The organism is Lihuaxuella thermophila (assembly GCF_900110165.1).
In the GTDB taxonomy this organism is placed as follows: Bacteria; Bacillota; Bacilli; order Thermoactinomycetales; family Thermoactinomycetaceae; genus Lihuaxuella; species Lihuaxuella thermophila.
On sequence record NZ_FOCQ01000006.1, the window covers coordinates 71,979 to 96,974 of the forward strand.

The 24,996-nt window shown below is 50.8% G+C and carries 23 protein-coding genes; 7 read left to right on the forward strand and 16 right to left on the reverse strand.

The window, feature by feature from the left end:
* Positions 1–8: 8 nt before the first annotated feature.
* The 4 genes from chrS to dhaK form a co-directional block, all read right to left on the reverse strand.
* Complete coding sequence (chrS, locus tag BMW55_RS08125) at positions 9–497, reverse strand: chromate efflux transcriptional regulator ChrS (protein ID WP_483099582.1); 489 nt, start codon at positions 495–497, stop codon at positions 9–11.
* 422 nt (positions 498–919) lie between these two features.
* Positions 920–1,312 carry a dihydroxyacetone kinase phosphoryl donor subunit DhaM gene (dhaM, locus tag BMW55_RS08130; RefSeq protein WP_089967170.1) on the reverse strand — a complete coding sequence of 131 codons (393 nt, stop codon included), beginning with the start codon at positions 1,310–1,312 and terminating at the stop codon, positions 920–922.
* Positions 1,309–1,941, reverse strand: coding sequence for a dihydroxyacetone kinase subunit DhaL (gene dhaL / locus BMW55_RS08135; protein WP_244527492.1), 633 nt, complete (start codon positions 1,939–1,941; stop codon positions 1,309–1,311). Before dhaL ends, dhaM begins: the two co-directional genes overlap by 4 nt.
* A 14-nt stretch (positions 1,942–1,955) precedes the next feature.
* Positions 1,956–2,951 carry a dihydroxyacetone kinase subunit DhaK gene (gene dhaK / locus BMW55_RS08140; protein WP_089967547.1) on the reverse strand — a complete coding sequence of 332 codons (996 nt, stop codon included), beginning with the start codon at positions 2,949–2,951 and terminating at the stop codon, positions 1,956–1,958.
* A 247-nt stretch (positions 2,952–3,198) separates the two neighbouring features.
* Here dhaK and BMW55_RS08145 point away from each other — a divergent pair, with 247 nt between their 5' ends.
* Positions 3,199–3,639 (forward strand): CHRD domain-containing protein, encoded by a 441-nt coding sequence (locus BMW55_RS08145; protein WP_089967172.1) that lies wholly within the window; start codon positions 3,199–3,201, stop codon positions 3,637–3,639.
* Between the two features lie 451 nt (positions 3,640–4,090).
* On the forward strand, positions 4,091–4,252 hold the full coding sequence (locus BMW55_RS19325; protein ID WP_170839818.1) for a hypothetical protein: 162 nt from the start codon (positions 4,091–4,093) through the stop codon (positions 4,250–4,252).
* Between the two features lie 125 nt (positions 4,253–4,377).
* On the opposite strand, the gene BMW55_RS08150 is transcribed toward BMW55_RS19325, so the two are convergent.
* From BMW55_RS08150 to BMW55_RS08175, 6 genes are all read right to left on the reverse strand, one after another.
* Entirely contained in the window at positions 4,378–5,136 is a 759-nt protein-coding gene (locus BMW55_RS08150; RefSeq protein ID WP_089967174.1) for a sugar isomerase domain-containing protein, read from the reverse strand.
* The gene (locus tag BMW55_RS08155; RefSeq protein WP_089967176.1) at positions 5,118–6,311 is read right to left on the reverse strand and encodes an N-acetylglucosamine-6-phosphate deacetylase; all 1,194 of its coding nucleotides are present in this window, start codon (positions 6,309–6,311) and stop codon (positions 5,118–5,120) included. The genes BMW55_RS08150 and BMW55_RS08155 overlap by 19 nt, the downstream gene beginning before the upstream one ends.
* A complete protein-coding gene (locus tag BMW55_RS08160) occupies positions 6,308–7,090 on the reverse strand; it encodes a glucosamine-6-phosphate deaminase (protein WP_089967178.1) in 783 nt (260 codons plus the stop codon). The genes BMW55_RS08155 and BMW55_RS08160 overlap by 4 nt, the downstream gene beginning before the upstream one ends.
* A gap of 5 nt (positions 7,091–7,095) precedes the next feature.
* Positions 7,096–8,385 carry a neutral/alkaline non-lysosomal ceramidase N-terminal domain-containing protein gene (locus BMW55_RS08165; protein WP_089967179.1) on the reverse strand — a complete coding sequence of 430 codons (1,290 nt, stop codon included), beginning with the start codon at positions 8,383–8,385 and terminating at the stop codon, positions 7,096–7,098.
* A 114-nt stretch (positions 8,386–8,499) separates the two neighbouring features.
* Positions 8,500–9,747 carry a DegT/DnrJ/EryC1/StrS family aminotransferase gene (locus BMW55_RS08170; protein WP_089967181.1) on the reverse strand — a complete coding sequence of 416 codons (1,248 nt, stop codon included), beginning with the start codon at positions 9,745–9,747 and terminating at the stop codon, positions 8,500–8,502.
* A 245-nt stretch (positions 9,748–9,992) separates the two neighbouring features.
* A complete protein-coding gene (locus tag BMW55_RS08175) occupies positions 9,993–11,699 on the reverse strand; it encodes a polysaccharide deacetylase family protein (protein ID WP_089967183.1) in 1,707 nt (568 codons plus the stop codon).
* Between the two features lie 314 nt (positions 11,700–12,013).
* On the opposite strand from BMW55_RS08175, the gene BMW55_RS08180 reads away from it, so the two are divergent.
* The 4 genes from BMW55_RS08180 (at position 12,014) to BMW55_RS08195 (ending at position 16,291) form a co-directional block, all read left to right on the forward strand.
* Entirely contained in the window at positions 12,014–13,030 is a 1,017-nt protein-coding gene (locus BMW55_RS08180) for an NAD-dependent epimerase/dehydratase family protein (RefSeq protein ID WP_089967185.1), read from the forward strand.
* Positions 13,031–14,104 (forward strand): dihydrodipicolinate synthase family protein, encoded by a 1,074-nt coding sequence (locus BMW55_RS08185; protein WP_089967187.1) that lies wholly within the window; start codon positions 13,031–13,033, stop codon positions 14,102–14,104.
* A 27-nt stretch (positions 14,105–14,131) separates the two neighbouring features.
* Entirely contained in the window at positions 14,132–15,517 is a 1,386-nt protein-coding gene (locus BMW55_RS08190) for a GGDEF domain-containing protein (protein ID WP_244527493.1), read from the forward strand.
* A gap of 174 nt (positions 15,518–15,691) precedes the next feature.
* Positions 15,692–16,291 (forward strand): YczE/YyaS/YitT family protein, encoded by a 600-nt coding sequence (locus BMW55_RS08195; protein ID WP_089967189.1) that lies wholly within the window; start codon positions 15,692–15,694, stop codon positions 16,289–16,291.
* 47 nt (positions 16,292–16,338) lie between these two features.
* Here the strand turns inward: BMW55_RS08195 and BMW55_RS08200 are convergent, their stop codons facing one another.
* The 6 genes from BMW55_RS08200 to BMW55_RS08225 form a co-directional block, all read right to left on the reverse strand.
* Positions 16,339–17,244 (reverse strand): Gfo/Idh/MocA family protein, encoded by a 906-nt coding sequence (locus BMW55_RS08200; RefSeq protein ID WP_089967192.1) that lies wholly within the window; start codon positions 17,242–17,244, stop codon positions 16,339–16,341.
* 36 nt (positions 17,245–17,280) lie between these two features.
* Entirely contained in the window at positions 17,281–18,417 is a 1,137-nt protein-coding gene (locus tag BMW55_RS08205; protein ID WP_089967195.1) for a Gfo/Idh/MocA family protein, read from the reverse strand.
* A gap of 69 nt (positions 18,418–18,486) precedes the next feature.
* A complete protein-coding gene (locus BMW55_RS08210; RefSeq protein WP_211663660.1) occupies positions 18,487–19,332 on the reverse strand; it encodes a carbohydrate ABC transporter permease in 846 nt (281 codons plus the stop codon).
* Positions 19,329–20,309, reverse strand: a complete 981-nt coding sequence (locus BMW55_RS08215) for a carbohydrate ABC transporter permease (protein WP_170839819.1) — start codon at positions 20,307–20,309, stop codon at positions 19,329–19,331. Before BMW55_RS08215 ends, BMW55_RS08210 begins: the two co-directional genes overlap by 4 nt.
* A gap of 14 nt (positions 20,310–20,323) precedes the next feature.
* Positions 20,324–21,613 (reverse strand): ABC transporter substrate-binding protein, encoded by a 1,290-nt coding sequence (locus BMW55_RS08220; protein WP_089967199.1) that lies wholly within the window; start codon positions 21,611–21,613, stop codon positions 20,324–20,326.
* A gap of 21 nt (positions 21,614–21,634) precedes the next feature.
* Positions 21,635–23,281 carry a hypothetical protein gene (locus BMW55_RS08225; protein WP_089967202.1) on the reverse strand — a complete coding sequence of 549 codons (1,647 nt, stop codon included), beginning with the start codon at positions 23,279–23,281 and terminating at the stop codon, positions 21,635–21,637.
* A gap of 278 nt (positions 23,282–23,559) precedes the next feature.
* Between BMW55_RS08225 and BMW55_RS08230 the strand changes: the two genes are divergently transcribed.
* On the forward strand, positions 23,560–24,945 hold the full coding sequence (locus BMW55_RS08230) for an extracellular solute-binding protein (protein ID WP_089967204.1): 1,386 nt from the start codon (positions 23,560–23,562) through the stop codon (positions 24,943–24,945).
* The last annotated feature ends 51 nt before the right edge of the window (positions 24,946–24,996 follow it).

Here is a 24,996-nt window from a genome sequence, read left to right on the forward strand (position 1 = left end):
CCCTCCTTTTACAGCTTCATGCCCATTCTGCTCTTATATCGCTTTAACAACATCTGTGTTTCAACCCGCACGATCCCCGGCATCTTATACAGGGTATCGAGCAGGAATTTTTCCATCTCGCGGGTGTTGGAAAAAATTCCGTGCATGTGAAGCGTACTCGGTCCCGTCATATGATAAAGACTTGTCACCGCTGGCTCTTTGGCCAATTTTTCAGCCACCTCATCCAAATACTTCGGTTCGATATCCACATTGAAAAACGCGGACACCCGAATCCCCACCTTCACAGGGTTGATCACCACGGTAAACCGCTCAATCACACCCGCCTCCATTAAAGCACTGATCCGGGCCTGAACTGCTACTCGGGATAGGCCGATTTTTTTTCCCAGATCTGTGTACGAAATTCGCGCATTTTCGTGCAGAGCTTCTAAGATCTTTCTGTCGATCTCGTCGAGCTCCATCGGCGGAATTTCGGTCGACTCGGAATACTCGTATACCAACGCTTTCCCTCCCGTTCAATCTTATCGTTCCAATTTTCGGATCAAATACTTCCAAATTCCGTCACCCAGCCGATCTAGTCCGACAACCACCAGGAAAAACCCCATTTTGGGCCGGACAGCCATCCGTTCTGCCGGTTCCGGGCAATCTCCATTTCTGCTGCCCTAACTCCCAGAAGATTCGATTAGTAAGCATCACCTTAAATATGCTTCCATTTTGTATTACTATACGACTAAATCATTTCGGAATCAATATAATAATTGTTATTTAACAAACAAACTGTCTATTATACAAATTCTTACTGTTGAGTTAGCCTCAACTGTGCGTGAAATCTTCCTGGCGTGAGTCGTCATCCGGCTTCTGCTCAAAAAAGGTAAAGCCTGCCTTTTTATCAAAGGCAGGCTTTACCCTTCTGCAGTTGATTTCAACTGATCTTTTGCCATGTTTTCACTTTTTGGGCAACATGGAGGACCTGATCCAGAGAACTGCCACAACCGGATTCCACCACTGCGGCGTATGCTCCTTCGACCAGCGGAGCATCTGCGATTTTTACCCGCTCGTTCTCACCGAGCCAATCGAGGGCGATTTCTGCATTCATCAAGGAACTGCCCAGATCAAAAAGGACGATCACACCTTTCCCGGAATTGGCAAATTCAATCGCTTCCTTGATCTTGAAAGGGCTGGTGCCCAGCTCCCCATCATCCGTGCCGCCGGCAATGGCCACCGGAACCTGCGGCTGAACCTGGGAGAGAATTTCCTGTAATCCCCTCACCAGATCCACGCTGTGAGAAACCAGTACGATTCCCACATAACTCATCGGTCTCCCCCGCTTTCCTCCATCGTTTCGCAAAGAGCTTCGAACAGAAAGAAAGAAGAGACTGCTCCCGGATCCAAATGGCCGGACGATCTCGGACCGAGGTAAGCGGCACGCCCTTTTTTCGCTTGGAGCGGTTTGGTCTTGTCCATCTGCTCTTCGGCAAACACGCATAATTCCCGCCATGACAAGTGTTCGGCTTTTTCAGCAACAAAACGGGAAACCGGCTCCCATACATCTACCATCGTTTTATCGCCAAGTTCGGCCTTGCCCCTCATTTTGATCCCGTTGACCGCTTCTCGCAATGCGAGGGACAATTCGTGGACAGATGCATGGTCTTTTCCTTTCCATACGCCAGCCATTTTCAGAAAAGCAGTCCCAAACAGCGGACCGGATGCCCCGCCGACTTTGGAAAGGAGCGCCATGGCCACTTGCTGGCATAAAGCGCCAAGATCCTGATCGGCACTGCCGGTCAGTCTTTGCGCTGCTTCGGCAAATCCGCGGGCCATGTTAATCCCGTGATCCCCGTCCCCGATGGCCCGGTCAAGCTCCGACAAGTAATCCTTATTTTCTTGAATCCTTCGGTTCGCTCGACGGATCCAGTTCACGAACTTCGTACCATCCAAGGTCACCCGGATTCCCTCCTCTACTTTTTCCAGGCAATCGTGTCTGCCGGTGCGTTCAACAGCTCCGTCAATTCATCATCCAGCTTTAACAGGGTAACCGAACAACCTGCCATTTCCAGGGAGGTCATATATTCTCCCACAAAAGTATCAATGACTTGGATGTTTTTTTCGGCTAAAATTTCCGATACTTTTTTATGGATAATATACAATTCCATCAACGGAGTGGCGCCAAGCCCATTGATCATCACCGCCGCCTTGTCTCCGGGGGCGGGTTTCAGGTCATCCAGTACATGAGCAACAAGCTTGGAAGCAATGTCATCCGCAGAAGCCAGTCTGGACCGCTCTGTACCCGGTTCCCCGTGAATGCCGATCCCGATCTCCATCTCATGCTCACCAATCTCGAAGCTGGGCCTTCCCGCAGCGGGAACCGTGCAGGGAGTCATAGCCATCCCCATACTGCGCACTTGTTTGACCACCTTCTCCGCCACCCGGTGCACTTCCTCCAGCGACGCCCCTTTTTCCGCAAGAGCGCCGGCGATTTTGTGCACGAATACGGTTCCGGCAATCCCTCTACGGCCCGTGGTATAGGTGCTGTCTTCCACAGCCACGTCATCATTCACGACGATCTTCTTAACCTCGATCCCCTCAGCCTCCGCGAGCTCAGCGGCCATTTCAAAGTTCATGATGTCGCCCGTATAATTTTTGATGATGAGAAGGACTCCCTTACCGCTGTTAACGGCATGAATCCCTTCCAATATTTGATCCGGTGTCGGCGAGGTAAAAACTTCCCCCAAAACGGCCCCGTCCAGCATTCCGGCTCCCACATATCCCGCATGAGAAGGCTCATGTCCGCTTCCTCCCCCGCTGATCAAAGCCACTTTTCCACGAACAGGAGCATCTCTGCGCACCAACACGTTCGTTCCGGGCACCCGCTTCAGCCGTTGGGGGTGGGCGTGCACCATCCCTTCAATCATCTCTTGTACCACATTTTCCGGATGATTGATCAATTTTTTCATCATAAATCCCCTTCCTTCCAATGGATACGGGAATCCAGATCCGGATGCAACAAGACTCCCATCATGAACAGCCCTGCAAAAAAATATCGGATTATTCAAACACTCTTTCCCCTATAATTCTATGGATAAAAATGAACTTCCTCTCATTTTAGAAAAAATTATTCGAATCATAGATAAAAGCTGTGCCTCTTTCATGCAGTCAACGTATAGATAAATAGAAAAATATTTCGAAGAGGTGTGAACGACCATGCACAAACAATTTTTTGCTTTTTTACTTGGGGCGGAAGAGGTACCTCCCGTCAGAACCCCGGCAACCGGATCCTTCATCGCCTGGGTCAACAAGGATCGAACCAAAATTCACTATCGGCTGAATGTCGAGAATATCAGAAATATGACCCAAGCTCACATTCATCTCGGGGCCAGAGGCGTGAACGGCCCTGTGGTCGCCGATCTCTTCAGGTCTGTCAAACGGGGAATCAGCGTCGCCCAAGGGTGTGTAAACGGGACCATCACAAGAAGAGATCTGGTTGGTCCGTTGAGAGGAAAATCGATTGCTTCTTTAGTGGAATGTATGAAAAAGTGCAAAACCTATGTCAATGTGCATACAGAACAAAACCCGAACGGAGAGATCCGCGGACAGATTGTGCAGAGGGTATTTGAATTAAACAAAAAATCCCGCCAGAGATAGCCGGCGATGCTGTCAGCAAAAAGTTCCCGGCACTTGAGCGGTGCGTGTTTATTCAACAATCGATGCCAGTTTAAATATATGGAAACCATTCTGGATGCATGCGTTCCGGTTGCGAATATCAATGCTTGGAAGTAAGCTGAATCCTTTTTTCAGGCTCCCTGTACATCGCAGGAGCCTTTTTTCATTGTATGATGTCTTTTTTGGCATGCATTCGGCTTGAATGGATTGATGGGTGGAATATCTTCAGAGAAAACTTCTCTCTTTCATGGTCAGAGAATTCTATATCCTCATCAACGGTTCACAACTGGCAACTTAGCCGGAGGGGAGCTGCGCTCAGGAGCCAATTCAAAGGAGGTGCTTCATCCGGGAAAATCGGCTGTTCGATTCATTTTTTCGGACTCATCGGGAACAATAGGCGTGAGCACTGAAATCATCCTAGGGAGGATTTGAGATGTCCGGAAAAAAACAATCGAAACGCTCGGATAATAACGGTCAAAGGCTCGCCAAGGTGCGGGGCGGGGAACACCGGAACGGAAGATTAAGCCAATTTAAAAACCATCATCCTCCGGATCAACCCTACCCGACTGATTATGTAAGCAATCCCAAAGAGTAGATGAAAGAGCAGCTTAGAGAGCGTACGTCCTCTCAAAGATGGCCGTTGACAAGATCCCGGTCATGAACAAGATCAACAATGCCGGACACCTCTCCCTTCGGAGACGATGGCCGGCAAACAGATTCTTACAGCTTCTTAATCCTGCCCTTGAATCTCTCGATAAAACGGGCATTGGCCTCGTCGCCGCCCGCCATGTTTCCGCTCATCCAAATCGGCGGAACCACCCCTTCTTTCACAATCAACTCAACCGTTTCAGCCACCAGAGCATTCAATAAATACGCATTGGCGAAGGTCGACATGGCCGCAACCCGTTGATCCAGCCCTTCAATCTCCACCACAGCATCTCCAACCTCCACCTTGCAGTCCAGCACCACATCCACCAGTTCATGCAGATTCTTTTTTGAAGGATGGCGGGCCGGATGATTTTCGGGAGTCGCCAGGGCATGCCTGACGGATGTCACTCCGATCGTTTTGACCCCCAGCCGTTTGGCTTCCAGTGCGGCATCAATGGTAGCCGCGTTGATCCCGTAGGCGTTGATGAGAATGAGCAAGTCCCCTTGTTTCAACCCGTAATCCCGGATCACAATCTTCCCGTAGCCGGGTGTCCGTTCGATCGCCATGGAACGCAGGGCTCCCCCGCTGAGCAGCGTTCCTTCATCCAGAATGGCGCTGATGTGCATGAGCCCTCCAGCTCGAAAAAAAATTTCCTGTGAACCGAGATTGGAATGCCCGCCCGGTCCGTAGGCGTAAACAATTTTATCCTCTTTGATCTGATCGGCGACCATCCGGGCCGCTTTTTGAATCGCACCGGCTTCCTCTTCATGCAACAACTTCAGATGTTCGATGATTTTATTTAAATATTGCGTCATGACAGGAGTTCCCATGATTGTTCTCCTCCTTTCATCTCATCGGCACCATACACGGTTTGCCCATTCTTGATCGTTTGCAAAATGGCGATTTGATCCCCGTTCCACTCAAACAGGACCAAATCCGCCGGGGCGTTGGTGCTCAGCCCGTGCTTGCCGGGAAGATCCACCAGTTCCGAGGGACGGATGGAGGCCATTTCCCAGGCTTCGGGCAGCCGGCATAATTTCTTTTTCACCAGATGGGCGATTCCCCATGGCAACATTTGCGCGGAACCGGCGAGCAAGCCGGGATTGCCGGTCAGGTGAAGTTTCCCCGCAGGAGTCAGCACAACTTTTCCCCCGATATGGGTCTTATACTCGCCCGGCTTCATCCCGCTCAAATATACGGCGTCGCTGACCAGGATGGCTTGCTTCCCTTTCACCCGCAAAACGACTTTTAAAACGGATTCGGGAAGGTGAAATCCATCGGCAATCACGCAGGCCCACAGACGATCATCAGCCAGTTGTTCCCAGAGATAATTGGGATGCCTCGGCAGCATCAGGTGTGCCCCGTTGCCAAGATGTGTGGACATGCGGGCGCCGGCCTCGACGGCATCGCGAATCTGTTCCGGTGTTGCGGCCGTGTGACCGATGGCCACGGTGATTCCGCTTTCCGTGCATTTGGCTATAAAATCGGCAGCTCCTGGCCATTCCGGCGATAATGTGACTATTTTGATTTTTCCCTGTGCAGCCTCTTGCCATTGTTGAAATAACGCCCAATCTGGTGGTTTTACGTATTTCCTGCTGTGGGCCCCCCGGGGGCCGTCTTCCGGAGAGATAAACGGGCCCTCCAAATGAATTCCCGCAATGCTCGCTGCCGTACGCCCATCTTGCGAACAGGCACGGGCAATGGTGCGGACGGCGTCACAGACGGCCTCGTCGCTGTTGGTAATAATCGTTGGAAAATAGGAGGTTACCCCCGCTTTCCATAAGGATTGCGACACCCGATGCACCAACTCTTCCTCGAACGGCAAGGTATTAAAATCCATTCCGTTATAGCCGTTGATCTGCAGGTCCACCAATCCCGGCCCGATCCAAGGCAGATTTCCGCCCATCCGGCCTGCGTTTGCCTCGATCTCCTTTATTCGTCCGTTCTCGATCGTTAAAGAAACCGGCTTCCCGGTCTGAAAATGAATCCCTTCGATTCGTGTCATCCTGTGGCCCTCCCGTAAGAATCGGTGTCCACATACAACACGGCACGAGGATGGCGGCGGAGGATGGAGGCAGGGCAATCCGTCGAGACCGGACCATAAAGCGTTCGCTCGACGGCGGCACGTTTGCTCGCTCCCGGTACGATACAATACAGATGTTTCCCCGACATGAGAGCCGGTATGGTCAGCGTCAGCGCATGAGTGGGAACCGCGCGGATATCCGGGAAACAGCCATCATTCACCTGCTGCTGCCGGCAGGCTTCATCCAGCTTTACCGGCTTCATGATGTGCTTGTCCTGAAAATCGGCAACCGGGGGATCGTTAAACGCAATATGGCCGTTTTCCCCGATTCCCAGACAGACGATGTCAATGGGGGCCGCCTTGATCAAGTCCGCGTAACGCTTGCATTCCTCGGCAACGGATGGTGAACTGTTGATGAGATGAACTTCTCCCGGATGTACTCTTTCAAATAAACGTTCCCGGAGAAATCGGCTGAACCGCTCGGGGGCATCTTCTGAAAGCCCGATGTACTCATCCATGTGAAATGCCGTAACCCGGCTCCAATCGATTCCTTCCGCTCGGACCAACTCGGCTAAGAACTCGTTTTGCGACGGAGCGGCGGCAAAAATCATCCGAATCCGCTCCTGTTCGGTCAGGAGCTGCTTCATTTTCTCCGCCACATCCATCCCTGCGGCTGTTCCCAGCAGTGTTCTGTTTGCGTACACGTGGACCTGAAGATGATCAATCCGTTCCGTATGAACCGGTTGGATGTTTTCCCTCAACCGTGTCACTCCTTTCCCAAATCCAGAATGGCCCTGCAAATGATCGTTTCTAAAGAAGGATGAAAGGGAGCAGGCAATCCAAAGTAATAAAATGATTCTTTCCCTTCATAACCGCCCTCTTCCACCTGCTTGGCCGTAGGGACATAACCAATCATTCCGTTGCTGTAGGGAACGGGCAACACCGATCCGTCGAATTCTCGTTTTATAAATAATCCGTAACCTGTCACGATTTCACCATTCATCGCAAGCAAGGAAAGTCCCTGAGCCAGCCGGATCAACGCCATCTCCAGCCGTATGCCCGGTTTCATCCTGGCCGGTTCCTCAAGTAGCAACCGGCTCCATTCCCCCAGTACCGAAGGGTCATACTTGTGCTTTTTCAAGTCGTGTTCCTTCGGTAAATACTGGAAAGGGAGAAGAATTTCTGTTTTTCTGCTCACAAGACCGCATGAATCCAGTGGTCTCATCGTTTTTTGAAGGACCGAAAGAACCTCGTCCGCCAGAATCTTTCCGAATCGGCGAACATCCGAATCATTTCCCCGGTAAAAATTCCCCTCCCGGATCAGAGCGGGACGAACATCTCCGCAGCAGCCCTGCAAAAAAGCGGCTACCCCCCCTTCACCCAATGCATGTTCGACCCGTTCCATCGCCACCCCCGGAAACTCCGATGATACGTAATTGTCTTCCGTGGTTGTCGGATGGCAGGTGTAATGGACGAGAAGCGCCTTGGTTTTCCCCTTGACTGTGCAGAAGCGAATAACATTCACCTCCGGGTCAACCGGTTCCTGCTCATTGGGGGCCATTTTCATTTCCCCGCCGACCCATTTGCGGCGATGGACCCCGATCCGGCACTCCCCGGTTCCCCGTTCAACGGACACCGGATCCATGTGGCTTGACGCCTGCTCAATCCCTTCCAACAGCCTGGCTTCCAACAACCGGAGATAATCATCATCCCATTTTCCGAGAGACGGAGTGAAGCGGCGGCTGGTCTGGGGGGCGGAATGGGTATGGGTGGCATGGAGAAGGACGGAAGATGCTTCCATCCCAAAGCGCTGGTGCAACCACCTTTTGATCCTGCCCGTCAACTCCGTGTCCCACCAGATGATATCGGCTGAAACCAGGAGGGCGGTCCGCTTGTTTCCCCGGGGGCAATGCTGCTGAAAAAAAAATATTCGGGCATATAAAGGATGCAAAATACCTAGAAAATTTCCTTGCCGACCGTCAAATCCGGCGAGTGGAACCGGTTTCTGCGGAGTGATGTCGATTTTGGCTGTTCCGAGTAAGAGAGCTGGTTTCATCGTGAAAATCTCCTAGCCATATTTCCCTGCCAATCGCATGGGATTGATCTTGGACCGCTCTTCGCCCGTCTGACCTTTTTGATTCCCTGCCCGCTTTTCACCTGATGTCCACACTCATCCCGCAACCGACTTCTGATAGTATGCAGCCACTTTCCGGATTCCACCGATGATCTCGTCAATGTCTTCATCTGTGAAGAATTCGCTGATCCCGATCCGCACTGCCGTTTGTAAGATATGCTCGGCTGTTGGACATAACCCCCGTTCATAGGTAACTTCCGTCAATTCAAAGGGAAAGTGGCTGTTCAGGTAGGCCTGGCGTTTTTGAAACAGTGGATTCAGATAGACGACTTCCGGGATATAGCCGGGATGGGCAGGAATTCCCTCCGCCGTGAGCGTTTTTGAAAATTCATCCCGTGTGCACCCGAGTGCCGTTTCATTCACCCGGAACATGTAAAACCAGTAAGAACACCAGCCTCCCTCGGTCACTCCGTGGGGTTCAATTCCCGGCAAATCGCGGATTCCCTCAGTGATTCGCTCACCGTATCGGTGTCTCTTTTCACAGATCCAGGGCAGTTTTTTGAGCTGGGCAATCCCGACGGCTCCCTGAAGTTCAGTCATGCGGTAATTGGGAGCCAGATAGGATAGATCCCGCATCACTTGGCCCGAAAACCGTTGATAGTTTTTGTCCGCAAATGCATGAACCACACGGAAATCTTCCTCCTCACCGGAATTGACCGTCACGATTCCTCCGTCTCCGGTGGAAATGTGCTTAAAATCATTGGTACTAAAGCAGCCGTAATCTCCGATCGTTCCGGCCAATCGCCCTTTGTACCTTGTGAGATATGACTGGGCACAATCTTCAATTACTTTCAACCGATGTTTCCGGGCAATCTCCATAATCGGATCCATGTCGCAGGGATTTCCCGCCAGATGAACGACAACAATCGCTTTGGTCCGAGGGGTGATTCGGGCTTCCACCGATGCCGGATCCAGGTTGTAAGTGTGAGGATCGAGATCGGCGAACACGGGTATGGCGTTTTGGTAAAGGATACCGATCAGCGTTCCCTGGTCGGTGATGGGACTGGTAATCACTTCATCGCCGACAGTTACGCCCGCCGCTCCCAACGCCACATGAATCGCGGCAGTGCCTGAGGAAGTTGCGACACTGTATTTCACACCATATAATCGGTTGAAATCATCCAAAAATTGCTTCACCTTTTGTCCGGAGTGATAGAATAGCGTATTTTGTTCCAACGCCTCCATCAGTTCTTTTGCTTCTTCCAGTCCGAAGCGTTTCCCCGTTCCAAACGGAGTCGTTTTCGCTTTCGGCCCGCCGTGGATGGCTAACCGGTTCTCACTCATGTCCTTTCCCTCCCGGGCTTTCTGTGCAAAAAAGCATGTGTACATCGCGGTGATCGTCCGTGTTTTCTCCCGGCCCAACCGACCGGCGAAGATGCGGAACCGATCCGCTCTTCGGAATTCACCCGGCTGGCGCCAGGGTCATCCATCCGCTATTTTCAACACCGGCTGATCGCAAAGGTGACCTTTCATGACAGATGTTTTGCGCGATTGGGGCTCCCGTCACCATGTCCGGCTTGTATCGCAAGTCAAGATCTTTTGATGTCCTGCGGCAGCACTTTTTTGGCGCACCACACGCCATATATTTTTTGAACCGAATCCTCCCTTGTCCCTTTCAGATCCGGGAGCGGAATCCAGACGACCACTTGCTCCACATCAGCTTCACTGTGAATGGAAACATTGCCCTCCTCGTCCACTCCTTCAATCCGTATGTTTCTTCGCATCCGTTCCCAATCGTTGATTTGCTTGCCGGTCCAGAAGACAAATCCGCGTTGTTTCGCTTCCCGCACCACTTTGCGCAACGCTCTGCGGACAGGCTCTTGATTGTGAATGTGGACAGGATGGAACAAGAAATGCGCCACTCCTTTCACTTGCTTTACCTGCTCGAGAAACGGAACGACAACACTGCTGTCAGCCAGATTCCAATGATCCAGATCCTGGGTGAGAAAACCGATTTCCAACACGTTATACAGCCGGTTTTGCTCATCAGACCAGGCAACCGGAAAATAAGGATGGCAAGTGCCAAACAGGAAACCGATATTCCCCTTTTTGCTCGGTCCTCTCGTCTGGTCGGAAAGAATTCCGTATGTTTCACACCAACGGAACAGTTCTCCCCATCCTTCCACCCGGGTGTAATGATTCTTGTTCGAAACAGGCGCCTCCGCTCCGGCCGCTGTTTTCCACCAGTCCAATTGACGCCGGAACTCCGCTTCTTCCCAGCTTCCTCCATCATGGTCAACCGCATTGTAGTGGAAGGCCAATTCATGCCCTTTTTCTTCAATGCGCCGGAAAACGGAAGGACTGTAACCCGGCTCGATGATGCACCATGTAGCCGAAACCCCGCATTCCTCGAGAACATCCAATGTCGTTTCAGCCGATTCGTCCAGATTGTGGTCGCTGTCAAGAGAGATTGTGGCCACCTGGGAGATTCCGTCCGGCCAATAGTCGAGAAACGGCAGGGTGAGCCCTTTTTCCAACGTTCTCTTCAAGAGATGTCCGATCAGCACCTCCCTCCACAGATCGGCGTAAGGATAGGCGAAGTAAGAAGCGCCCGTCTGCGTCTGACGGCGGTCCAGCTCCCAATCCATTTCCATTCCGTCATCCGCTTTCAAAATGCCGTCATCCACACTGCCCGTGCCATCCAGGGCGGGAATACCATCTTCGATGACAGGGTGTGTTCCTTGTTGAAAGCTGACCACCGTTTCCGGAATCCCAATCGCCCAGCGGTCGATGATTCCTTTCCCCACCTGGCATTGAATGAGTGCCGGACCCAGCGGATCGCCTTCCGGATGCTCTCGATGGATGCTTCCCGTCTCTCTGATGAAATGACCGCTCCCGGAAATCCGCCGCCACGGATATGAATGTAGATAACGCAAAAGCCGGGTGTCGCCAAACTCTCCGGGAAGCCGGGCATATCCCTTTCCCCCCGCCCCGGTCGCGGCATATCCGAGCTTCACGGCCAAACGGTTCAGCCCCCCAAAGGAAATGACCACCCCACCATTTTCGGCAAATTCCCAAATCTTCGCAGCCGACTCCTCCTCTTGTGCGTCTAAAGCGATCATTAAAACATCCAGCCTTGATTGGGGGATCTCGTCCGCTCCGTCCAGCCATTGAAACGGGATTCCGGCGTGCTGCAAAATCTCGCCGATATAATGTTGAAACACATTGAGGCCGTTTTCCCACCTGCGTTTTGCCGCTTTTTTGTCCAGCAAAACGCCTACCTCCGCCATTCTCATTTGAGCTTCTCCTTTACCCGTCAAGTTTTTTGCTTCAGACTTGCCAACTGAATAAATCCAACCGGAAATCATACATGTATTATACTTGTATTATATAAATACTAATTGCAATCGTCAAATTTTTTTGATTTTTACTCACAAAAAGGAATTAAAAGACATGTTAGAGACATGTCTTTTAATTTATGATAATAGTGTAAACATTCACGCATATCATTCCGGGCGCAACCGGCTGGCGCTGGCCGGCCTGTCGAACCTTTTTTCGCTTGCCGCCAGCACCGGTTATTCATTCTAGATGAAGGAAAAGGAGAATGAACATGAATACGGTAAAAGATTTAGAGGCAAAATTGGCCGAACCTTCGGCATCTCTGATCAGCGAACTCAAGAAGCTGGACGGGGATCTGCTCATTTTGGGAGTCGGGGGCAAAATGGGCCCGTCTCTGGCAAGACTGGCAAAAAATGCAATCGATCAAGCCGGCGTTGACAAAAAAGTGATCGCCGTTTCCCGCTTTTCCCGCGGGAGTTTACAAAAAGAATTGGAACAAGACGGGATCGAAACCATCGCCGCCGATCTGCTCGACGAAGAACAGCTGCGGGCCCTTCCCGAGGTCAAAAACGTGATTTACATGGTCGGTCATAAATTTGGAACCAGCGGCAAGGAATATCTCGCCTGGGCCATGAATTCATATCTGCCGGGACGGGTCGCCGAAAAGTTTAAAAACTCGCGCTTCGTTGTTTTCTCTACCGGCAATGTCTATCCTTTGACGCCCGTTGGCCTGGGAGGGGTAACGGAAGAGCATCCTGCAGGCCCTGTGGGGGAATATGCCCAATCGTGCCTGGGACGCGAACGGATTTTTGAATATTTCTCCCACAAGCATCAGACACCTGTCGCACTGTTCCGCCTGAATTATGCCATCGATATGAGATACGGCGTATTGCATGACATTGCTACCGCTGTGAAGGAGGAAAAACCGATCAACCTCGAGATGGGACATGTCAATGTGATCTGGCAGGGGGACGCCAATGAGATGGCCATCCGATCTCTCGCTGTTTGCGACTCTCCCCCGCAAATTCTTAACATCACCGGACCGGAAACCATCTCCATCCGCTGGCTGGCCGAATGGTTTGGCGAACGGTTTGGCACCCAACCCGTCTTTCTCGGTGAAGAACGGGATACCGCCCTGCTCAGCAATGCTTCCAAGGCACACCGGCTCTTTGGCTATCCCCGGGTGACACTCAGACAAATGATGGAGTGGACAGTGGAATGGATCCAATCCGGAGGAGAATCACTCGGAAAACCGACCCATTTCCAGGAGAGGGAGGGAAGATTCTAAATGGGACAAAATCCGAACGGTCTGCAACCGGAAGTCAAACAGCTCTTGTACGAAGGCACGGTCATTCCTGCTCACCCGCTGGCATTAGATGAGTCCCGCCGGCTGGATGAACGGCGGCAACGGGCACTGACCCGGTATTACATGGCGGCGGGTGCGGGAGGGGTTGCGGTGGGTGTCCATACCACGCAATTCGCCATCCGCGATCCGGACATCCATTTGCTGGAACCCGTCCTGCGGCTCGCAGCCGAGGAAGTTCAAAACGCTGAACTGGACCGCCCTTTTATCAAAGTGGCAGGAATTTGCGGTCCGACTGCACAGGCCGTAGCCGAAGCTGAACTGGCAAAGGAACTCGGTTACGATTTGGGATTGTTGAGTATGGGGGGACTGGATCCTCTGTCTGAATCCGAATTGCTGGACCGGGTGATTGCTGTCACCAACATCATTCCGGTCTTCGGCTTTTACCTGCAACCTTCCGTCGGAGGCAGAACGTTCAGCTTTCAATTCTGGAAGGAGTTTGCCGATATTCCCGGCGTCATGGCCGTCAAGATCGCGCCTTTCAATCGTTATCAAACCCTGGATGTGGTGCGGGCCGTATGTTTTTCCAAACGGCGGGATGAGATTGCGCTCTATACCGGAAATGACGACAATATTGTCGCCGACTTGCTCACCACTTACCGGTTTATCGTTGACGGCGAGCCTGTCGAGAAGAGAATCGTCGGCGGGTTGCTGGGGCAATGGGCGGTCTGGACAAAAAAGGCGGTCGAATTGCTGCAAGAGATTAAAGATACGGTAGCCGGCAGGAAAACCATTCCGGCGGAACTTTTGACAAGAGGAATGGAAATCACCGATGTGAATGCGGCTTTATTTGATCCCGCCCATGACTTCAAAGGATGCATCCCCGGCATTCACGAAGTGCTGCGGCGCCAAGGACTTCTTGAAGGTATTTGGTGTTTAGACCCGGACGAACAATTGTCTCCCGGACAGCTTGCTGAAATTGACCGAATCTACCGCGATTACCCCCACTTGAACGATGATGAATTTGTCAGGCGACACCGATCCGAGTGGTTGTCCTGAAGACGCAAAAAAGGCGGGCGTGAGTATATGAATAAAGAAGGGATCTCCATCGGTGTGATCGGCCCCGATCCAATCGTGAAAAAGATTCGGGAAACGCTTAAATCTTTCCCCTCCTTTCAACCTGTCTTTCAAGTGTATCAACATGAAGACGAAGTTCCGGAATTAGCGGAAAAATTGCAGTGTCAGGCAGAAGTGCTCCTTTTTTCAGGCTATTTGCCCTATCGAAAAGCAAAAGAACAGCTGGATTTTAAACTGCCCGTTCACTATGTCCCTCTGACGGGAAACGGGCTGTACCGCGCTTTATTTCGGTTGTGGGCGATCCGCCCATTGAAAAGAGTATCGATCGACACGCTGCCAAAACAAATGGTGGATCAAACTGTCCATGAACTGGGTACTTCCTGCTTGGAAGCGGCCTATTTTGATTATTTTTCCGCGCCCTCGGATGAAGAAATCGTTCGATTCCATCTCGACCATTTTTACCGGGGAGCATGCGATGCGGCATTGACCGGCATTCAATCAGTGGCCGACCGGTTGACGGAAATGAATGTACCCAATGAATGGATTCTTCCTACCGTTCAGGACATCACTATTTCCCTGGAACGAGCGCTTTTATCAACAGAAACAAGACGGAGAAAAGAATCGCAAATCGTGGTGGGGCTGATCACGATCGATGATTCACACCGGATGATGGAAAGGCGGGTTTCCGAACACGAGCTACAAAAAGTAAGATTGGAAATTCACCGGATGGTGCTTGATTATGTAGAGTCGCTGGATGGACATTTGACCAGTCTCGGCGGCGATGAATACTTATTTTTTACAACCAGGGGAACCTTTGAACGGGTTACGAGGGGATACAAATACATTCCCCTGTTGCGCGAAGTAAACCAAACCTTTCATATGTCGTTGAGCCTGGGAGTCGGATTCGGACTGTCGGCCAATGAAGCGGGAACCCATGCCCGTTTGGCGTTGCTCCAGGCAAAAGAGTCCGGGGGGAATATCTGCTTTATCGTGAGGGAAGATCGGAGCGTCATCGGACCGGTCGAGATGGCTCATCCCATGGTGTATGACTTGTCCGTCACCGATCCCGGGCTGCTGAAAAAGGCTAAAGAAGCAGGGATGACAGCAGCTTACATGAGTAAATTGATGGCCCAGGTGGCCCGTGCCGGCAAGATGGACTATACGGCACAGGAACTTGCCACGATTTTGGGAATCACCGTCCGAAGCACGCATCGCATTTTATTGCAATGGATGGATGCGGGCCTGGTCACCGTTGTCGGAGCCGAAAAAATCACTTCCAGGGGCAGGCCAAGGCAAATTTACCGCTTGTCTTTTCTCGCTGATCCAAAAGAAATGACGATGCGGCCTCCTCTTTTATCCATCGAGTGCTCCATGACGACAGAGCCGATTTCCTGAATGAAGGAAATCGGCTCTGTCGTTGCTTCAACGCCCCTTTTTAATCTTGTCTTCTACCATCGCGAACGAATACATATATTGGAGCATGTATACTCCCTCGCTTCCGGCTCTCCTCCGACAAAGGAGATCGATCCCTGACGATGACGACCCATTCATTTGAGGCAGGTGATCCTTATGAACAGCCATACGGTCCGATCACTCGCTTATTTGACGGGATTAATCATTAAATCATTTGGCATCTCACTGGTCATCCGTTCCCGTTTGGGGACAGGCGCGTGGGACGGTTTTTATGTCGGTATGGCCGGCCACTTTGGATTAACGGTGGGGTCCTGGTTGATCATCCTGGGTATATTTTTAATCTTTTTCAACTCTTTTTTAATCAAAAGCAAGCCCAATTTTTTCCCGATCATAACCATTTTCATCCTGGGCTGTTGCATTGATTTCTGGCTCCATTTTCTCAACTTTGAACCGGACGGGGCTGAATCTCAAGTTTTGATCTTCTGGGTTGGTCTGTTGTTCACAGCCGTGGGAATCTCCATCTATGTGCAAGGACAATTCGCGCTGACTCCTGTCGATCAGCTGATGTATGCTCTTTCCAAGCGGTTTGGTTTCAGTCTGATGATTTCCAAAACGATCGGGGAATGTTTCGCATTGGCCTTCGCTTTTTTGCTGCACGGGCCAATCGGTTTGGGGACGATCATTTTCACCTTTTTATGCGGTCCGCTGATCCAGTTTTTGATTCCCAGAATCGAGCGGATGCTTTTTTGCCGGTAGGTGGTCGTTGTCAGTGAAAACTGTGCCGTGATGGTGGACCCATTGCTCTATAATTCAACCGTTTTACCGGTTGCCCGGCTTTCGTTGGCCGCTTCAAGAAAGCGGATGAGTTCCCTTGTTTCCCGCAAATCTACAGGCGGCTTCCCCGTCGTAAACATCGTCATCACTTTCTCCAAAAGGCTTGCGTAATACGGTTTCGGATCGGAGTATACATCGGCGAAATCCGTCCCCGTCTCCCGGTGGATGAGGGCGCCGAAGGTTTGGTTTCCTTTGCGGTTGCCCCGGATCGTCCCCACCCTCCCGTCTGCCCATACCCCTGTCACCAATTCGTGATCCTCGTTGCTGACGGACATCACCCGGAGACAACCCGGCCCCAATATCGCAAAAAGCATTTCCGCCACATGAATTCCGTACCAAAACAACCCCGGCTGCAAGGGTTCAAGCGGCATGGGGCCGTAGCAATCCGCCCCTATAATGTTTCCTTTGCCTGTTTGTTCAAGAACGGCAGTCAATCCCCCGGCATAGCGGAGAGCGGAACAACTCATGAGTGGAACAGCATATTCATCAGCGAGATCGATGATCGCTTGGGCGTCGCGGGAACTGAGCGCAAGTGGTTTGTCGATAAACACGGGTTTGCCAAAAGGAGCCACTCTCCCGAACTGTTCCAAATGCACCCGCCCGTCGACCGATTCCAGCAGGATGGCATCACATTGTTCGGCAACGGCTTCAGGCGATTCCACGATTTTTACACCGAACTGGTCGCGAAGCTCACAGGTATACCCGTCCACCCGTGAGGCGCTCAGCTTAAAGTCGGGAGAACCGCCGGGGTATGCAACGGTGACTTTTCCCCCCGGGACATGATATTCCTGGCCGGGATCATTGAGCAGTCTGGTAAAAGCAGGCGCATGGGAAGTATCCAACCCGATCATTCCGATTTTTAATTCTCCTGCCATCAGGCAGCCTCCTTTTCCGTAATCGATCTGACGGAATCAGTCCCACCTCAATGGTTGAAAGGAACGCGTTTTCGCCGAGTCACGCGCCTTCAGGCACATGTAGGCACTGAGGAGACCGGCTTCCAGCGGTGCTACCGATTTGGCCTTCCCTTTCATCACGTCTATAAAATTCCGGGCCAGCACGGCATCACCGCCAAAATGGGCGGCCTCGTCGGTCATTTCGTAAGTTTCCACAACCGGTGCATGATGCAGATACACTTTTATGCGGTTGGTATAAAAGTCGAACTCCAGTGTTCCTTTATAGCCGAGCAAACGGGCCCCGCGGCTGGCTGCTTTTTTTCGGGCAAAGAAATTTTGTGAATACGAGACATGCATCCCTGTTTCATATTGAATCAGGGCACTGCCGGAGTCTTCATTTCCGGTGTCTTCCGCAAAACAGCAATATTCGCCCGCGGGGGTTTCATGGGGCAACATCCTTGTGCGGACGGTGCTCTCCGGGCATGTTTCCTGCTCGTCACAATCTGCACATTTTAAACCGGCCGGTTTATTCCCCTTGAAGATCTGCTTGGAGACCATGGCACTGATCCAAGTGGGTTTCAGATCCAGGAGATAGTTGAGATAGTCGAAATCATGCGTTGCCTTCTGCAAAAAGAGTCCGCCGGTCTCCTGTTCATCCCTGTACCAATGGTGATAGTACACGCCGCCGTAAGGCACGTTATTGACAGCTTGAACATGTTCCACGCTTCCGATTTTTCCGGAATCGACAACTTCTTTGACCAGCCGCAGCAGAGGGGCAACCCGGAGAGGGAACGAAACTACCACCTCCGATCGAGCGGTCTCCCACCCTTTTTTTAACTTGAATAGGTCCTCATAGCTGGTCGCCACAGGCTTTTCCAGAAACAGAGGGATGCCGGTGGGTAGTACTTTCAGGGCCATTTCGGCATGTAACGAACATCTTGTGCCGATTAAGATCCCATCCAGGTCGATGCTCTCCAGCATCTGTTCGGGACGGTCAAAAAAAGCCACTTGGTCACGGTCCGCTCCCCATTCTCTCTTGATTTCCTCATTTCTCACATCGGTGATGGCCCTGACCTCACAGCTTGCATCCACTTTCTTCAGTTCTTCCACCATATTCCGAATCCGCCGACCGTAACCGATTACGCCGAGTTTCATGGTTCATCCCCTTTATCGTTACCAGGATCGAAGAGGGGGGCGGATCAAACCAAACCGCAACAAACCCTCTTAACCTTTGATCGCTCCTTGCAGGCCTGAGACGAAATACCGCTGCATAAAGAGATAGAACAGAATCACCGGGACCAGAGAAATCACCGTGCCGGCCGCCATCGTCCTTACATCATCGCCAAATGTTCCGGCCAGATAAGCCAACCCCAATGCCAGCGGGTATAATTGATCGTTTTTCAAAATAATCAACGGCCAAATGAACGAATTCCACACCGAAATAAAAGAGAAGACACTCAGTGCTGCCAGGGTGGGTTTGGTTAAAGGCAGCATGATGTTCCACCATATTCGAAAGGCCCCGCAGCCGTCGATAATCGCTGCTTCCTCCAATTCTTTGGGAATGGCCAGATAAGCTTGCCTCATGAGAAAGACGGAGAATCCTCCGACCAGTCCGGGAATAATCAGCCCCCACCAGGAATCCACCATTCCGAGCTTTTCCACGATGATAAATAACGGGACCAGTTTTCCCTCTTCAGGCAAAAACATCGTTCCGATCATCGCATAAAAGATGAAATCCCGTCCGGGAAAGTCCATTCGCGCCAGCGGATAGGCCGTCAATGCGGTCAAAAATAAGTGGGCGGGAACCATGATCACGATTAAAAGGCATGAATTTAACAGGTATCTCGGAAACGGAACGACCGTCCACGCTTCCCTGAACTGGTCCAACACCGGCGGTCTGGGAATAAAACTGGGCGGGAACGTAAAGACATCTTGCCCGTTAGATTTCAAAGCGGTTGACAACAGCCACAAAAAAGGCCCGATAAAGATTGCCGCAATTCCGGTCAACAACAGATACATCAACCATTTTTTAGCCATCTGAGCCCACCGTCTGCTCCGTTTCGATTTCATCCGACTGCCTGCCCCCCTCTCGAAATCTTGAAGTTAACAAGGGTAAGAATCATCAGGATCAGCCACAAGACCATTCCCATCGCAGTGGCATAGCCCATATCCAATTCCACAAAGGCTTTCTGGTAGATATAAAGAGGCAGGGACATGGTGCTGTCCAACGGGCCCCCTCCGGTCATAATATAGATACTGGTAAACATCTGTACCGTGCCCAAGGTGGATAGTACCAGTGTCACCGCGAAGATCGGCCTCAGCTGGGGCAAGTAGATATGCCAGAGCACACGAAGGCGGCCTGCGCCATCCATCTTGGCCGCTTCGACCAGATCATGGGGAACGGCTTGCAAACCGGCCAGATAGATGACCATATAAAACCCCATCGACTTCCAGCTTTCCAGTATGGCCACCGCAGGCAGGGCTGTCTCGGTATTGAGCAGCCAATTGACCGCTTCCTGCTGGAGGCCCAGTCCATGCAGAACCGCATTTAACAACCCGGCGGGATGATATAAATATTTCCAAACAATGGCTACCGCCACCATCGATGTTATGACCGGCAGGTAATAGATCACCCGGAACAAATGAATGCCCCGCAGCTTTTGATTGACCAGCATCGCCAGAAATAAGGGGAACGTGACCAGAGTAGGAACGACGATGATAAAATAGATCAACGAATTTTGGATCGACGTCCAGAATTTTTCGTCCTCCAGCATCCGGCTGTAGTTTTCCAACCCCACCCATTCAGGCGGGGCCAGGACATGATATTCCGTAAACGAATAATAAAAGGCACTAAAAGTCGGGAGATAATCAAAAGTAAAAAACAGGACCATGGCCGGCAGAAGAAAGAGATACGGCATCCACGAGATTTTCTTCTTTTTTGGCTGCGGCAGTGTGGTTTTTTTGCGCAAAACGGTGATCATCGACAGGGAATCCGCTCCTTTCCTTCGAGACGAAAGATAAGGCGGCAGAAAGATGTTTTCTGCCACCGTCCATCTCTGTATCATTGCTTGGCTAATTGGTCATTCCAATGCTTCACCGCTGCATCGAGGGCTTCTTTAACGGATTTTTTGCCCATCAAGGCCGCACGGATCTCTTCCATGTAAAATTCTTTTAACTCCTGCTCTTTCTCCAGCCCGAGAATATTGACGGTCAAGCGGGGGGAAGCTGCGACCATCACTTTGCGAGCCTCATCCTTGATCGTGTTGCCCTCGGCATTTGTGAAGAACGGGTCTTTCAACGTTTCCTCCGTGGACGGGAATATAGGAACCAATTTGCAGAATTCCAGCTGTTTTTGCGCGCTTGTCATATATAGCGCAAAATCCGCCGCTTCCTTGGGGTGTTTCGATTTTTTCGGCACGATAAACAACTGAATATCTTTCACCGCCACCTGGCCCGCTTTCCCGCTGACCGGAGGTACGACTTTTAATTTGTTGAACACGGTTGGCGCATTTTTTTCGTAATTGTTTAATTGGGCGGCCTGTGCCCAGCCTACATGGGCGGTCATCTGGTTATCGATCGTTTGCTGGTATTGGCGGTCATCCTTGACGACGGCTCCGGGAGCGATCGCTCCATCCTTGTACGCCTGAACAAACTTTTCCACGAAGGCTACATGTTCGGGTGAATTGAAGACAGCCGTTTTCCGGTCCTCACTTAAAATCGGAAGCCCTTCGCTGATCAGCGACTCCAATGTCGGAATATCGTTGGAACCGTATACATTGGGCAGTTTGGCATGAATTTGCTTACCGTAGGCAAATAGTTCCTCCCAAGTCTTGGCCGGTTGGTTCGGATCAAGGCCAGCTTTTTCATACAATTCCGCATTGATGAGTCCGATGGGAGGACCCCCGTGATACCACGGAATGGCCATCACTTTTCCGTCAATGGTTACGCTTTGCACCAGTCCGTCGATATACGGTTCCAACTTTTCCTTGCCGACCAGATCTGACATGGGATAGACCGATTGATAACTTTGCAAAACGGAGAGTCCCGCGCTAGTCTCGTTCACCACATCAGGCACATCGCCGCTGGATAAAGCAGTCAGCAATTTTTTGGTTACATCCGCGCCCGGTACATCCACCCATTTGATTTTGATCCCGGGATGTTCTTTTTCGTAAGCATCAATCGCTCCCTGAATATAATCGGAGAAGTTTTTCTTCAGGTTGATCGTCCAGAATTCCAGCTCAATCGTTCCATCCTTTTGATCGGCTGAATTTGTCGAACAGCCGATCACCGGCAACATCAGCATCAGGACAGAGAGAAGTAACCCCAAAACTCTTCCTCTCTTTCTCCTCATTGAGCCTCCTCCTTCAATGCTTTATTTATACAACCCATCCAGTTGACCGATCGTCGGGAGCCACTCATCCGCCGTTACCCGGGGGATTGCTTTTCCTGCCTGCGCCCGGATTTCGTTTTCCAGAGCATTCAGTATGTTCAAAGCCAGATCTTTTTGTCCGGCAAAATAGCGGGTCATGGCATGGTCGATTTTGACCGCCAGACTGTTTTTAACTCCCGGGTCCACTTCCGATTGCGAGATTTGGTTGAATAAATCATAAGTCAGGTATAGCGCTTTCACATAGTTGAACGCTTTGATGCGGCGGTTGGGATCGTAGATCAGAATTTCCCCGATCAATCCGGGGGAGTTTCTTGTGATTTCCCAATCGCTCCCGCTTTCAAAATCCTGGTTGACCACTGTGAACCCTTCAGCCTGTAGCGCATCAAATCCAACATTGTTGAAGTAATTTCGGACACCGTTTTTTTCATAGAGGCGGAAAGTCAACCGGGCGCTCGTTTTCCCCTCAAGATAAGGAGTTAAGTCGAGATTCACTTCTTCCCACTGCAGATCCGTTTGATTTTGGGCCACATCTTGCTCCCAAACGACTGTCTCGTCGATGAGCACCTGCTTGAAGTGGTAACCTGCCACGTTAGGTCCTTCGTCCATCGTCCGGAACTGGAGTGTATACTTCCCGGATCCGTCCGGATGGATCACCTGGGTGGCAGAAGTGAAGTCTCCCGGATTGGTAGGGGCTGCGGCCGGCACAAACAGGCTGAAATAACCCTTCCCGGACGAGGCCTTGTGATCGGCCGGTTCCGGTACGAATTCCTTTTCCAGCACATAAGTGATCACGCCGGCAAGTTTTCCCTGCCGCATGTTATCCAGGGCAATCTTTACGACTTGGTTCACATAATTGGCCGTAGGGTTGGCCGGTGTCCGGGTCAGCTGCGAGGTGTAAACCATCCAAAACAACGGAATATTGTATCTTTTCAAAATATTATGGGCTGCGTCAATCTGCTCCTGTTCCGTTGACCAAATTTGCGTGTTCCGGTAAGGGTCATCCCGGTAGGCTATAATGATCCCGTCGATATACTCGCCCCTGGTCTGAAGAAAATCTTCCGTCAAAGCCGTGCTGTAGATTTGCGGCATAAACGTCAGGTGAGGATTGATCGACTTGGCGGTTGTTTTCATCCGGGCCATATACTCGGGGGTATAGTAGTCTAAATTGTGATTAAAATCATCGATGGCCCATCCGATCAAATTGGGGTAATCCAGCGATAGCTCCGCGATCGCCCGTGCCCAAGCGATATAATCCGTGACATAAGGATACGATTTGCGGGTACCCGTTGATTCTGAAGGGGGGACCAGATACACGACGACATTGATTCCCGCCTGCTCTGCCGCAGCAATAAATTCGTTTTTCAAATCATCCCAGTCGGTGGGCTGGTGCCAAATCAGGTAGTAATACGTATTGACATGCAGCTCCTTCAACTTTTGGATCGTTGCAGGAGTATCCACATGCCGGATTCCGTCGGCACGCTGGGTTGCTTCACGGATGACGGCTTCATAATCGGCCAGAACCCCGCCTCCCGTCGTTTTTTCGGCGGCACTTGCAACAGGGACGGAAAATCCCGTAAACATGCCTGAAATCAAAGCACTGATGAAACAACAAGCGATCAGATTTCTCAATTTTTACCCCCGCTTCATTCATAGTTTGATGAAAATCCCCCCGTTCAAACCAGGAATATAGTCCTATAAACCTCCTTTTTTGCCCTTATATCAAACTTGTATGCTACATGTATCTTTTATTTAAATTAAAAGTATCACAAGTTTTTAGACTAGTCAATTAGTTTTCTTTAATCATAGAATACCTGTATCATAATTGTATTATAGTTGAATTTCTACTATAATAAGAGAGATCTTATATTTTGTCTATTGTGACTATTCGCTGAAAAAGGAGGACACAGATGCGCCGTGAACAGGAATTCCGCTACCTGAAATTAGCCAATATCCTGCGTGAACAAATACTTTCCGGTTATATCAAACCCGGCGAATTTCTGTTGTCAGAAAACCAGCTTTGCCGATATTACGGTTTAAGCCGGACTTCTGTCCGAAAATCATTGGATGAACTATTAAAAGAGGGCTTAATTGTCAAAAAAGTAGGCCAGGGAACCATGGTATCCCCCGATCTGGTCATACAGGAAAACAGGAGAAAAGTTTTGCGGATCTTGGCTCCGTCTCCTTCTTTTTTTGTAGATAACGGGATGGCTGTCATTATTGAAACATTTTTAAAAGAACACCCTTACGCGGATGTAAAACTGCTCAGTTTGCCGTCATTCTATTTTTGGGAATCGATCCGCGCCAGCAGCGAAATGGGGCTCGAACCTGATCTCGTATTGGTGTCGGACCGGCATTTTGCCGAAATTGATCATTTAGACGCTTTCATGGACCTCAAGCCTCCACTGACAAACAGTTTGAGAGAGATGGTTCCCAAAGTGCTGAATGCCTTCCGGAGCGGAAAATCCATCAAAGCGGTCCCCGTCACCTTTTCTACCATTTTTCTGGCCTATAACCCGGAGCTTTTTGCAAAGTTTCGAGTACAGGAGCCGTCCCCTGACTGGAGTCGACAAGATTTCATCGATGCTGCGAAAAAGCTCACCCGGGACACAAACGGGGACGGAATTCTGGATTTGTACGGAATTTCACTCTCCTCGTCCTTTCACCGCTGGCCGGTGTTTGCCTTGCAAAACGGCATAGATTTCCAAAATCCGCAAACGGATTCAGATCGACTGCTCGCCACATTAAATTTTTTGCACGACCTTTTATACCGATTCCGGGTAGCCACCATCTTCCAGACAGAACCCAACCGGATTAATTCCGATGCGTTCATTCGTCAAAAATCCGCCATGGTCCTTACATCCACTCTTGAAATGGCGGGATGGAGAAGCGAAAAATTAACCTTTGAACCACGGATCGCCACCCTTCCGTTCGGCAACCAAAAATCCACGCTTCTGTTGGCCAATGCTTTTATGATTCCCTCCACTTGCCGGTCGAAGGACTTGGCTCTCGCCTTTATAGAAACAGCCCTGCGGCCGGAGGTACAGGAAATGATGAGCCAGAAAGCTCATTTTCTCTCCGTGCTGAAACCGGTAAATGAGCGGGTGTGGGCCCCGCCGTTTCGAGAGTTGATCAACATCACGGCCCAAGGGATGGATCACAATTACTTCCTTCATGAGATGTTCTCTGATTCCGGCGTCATGGATGAACTGGAAACGGAAATGAAACTGTTTTGGGCCGGATTGGAATCGGCGGATGCATTTAAGGATACATTGCTGCGAATTCTGGGGAAATAAATCGAACCAACAACAAACAGGATCCCTATTTTCAACCGGGATCCTGCTTCA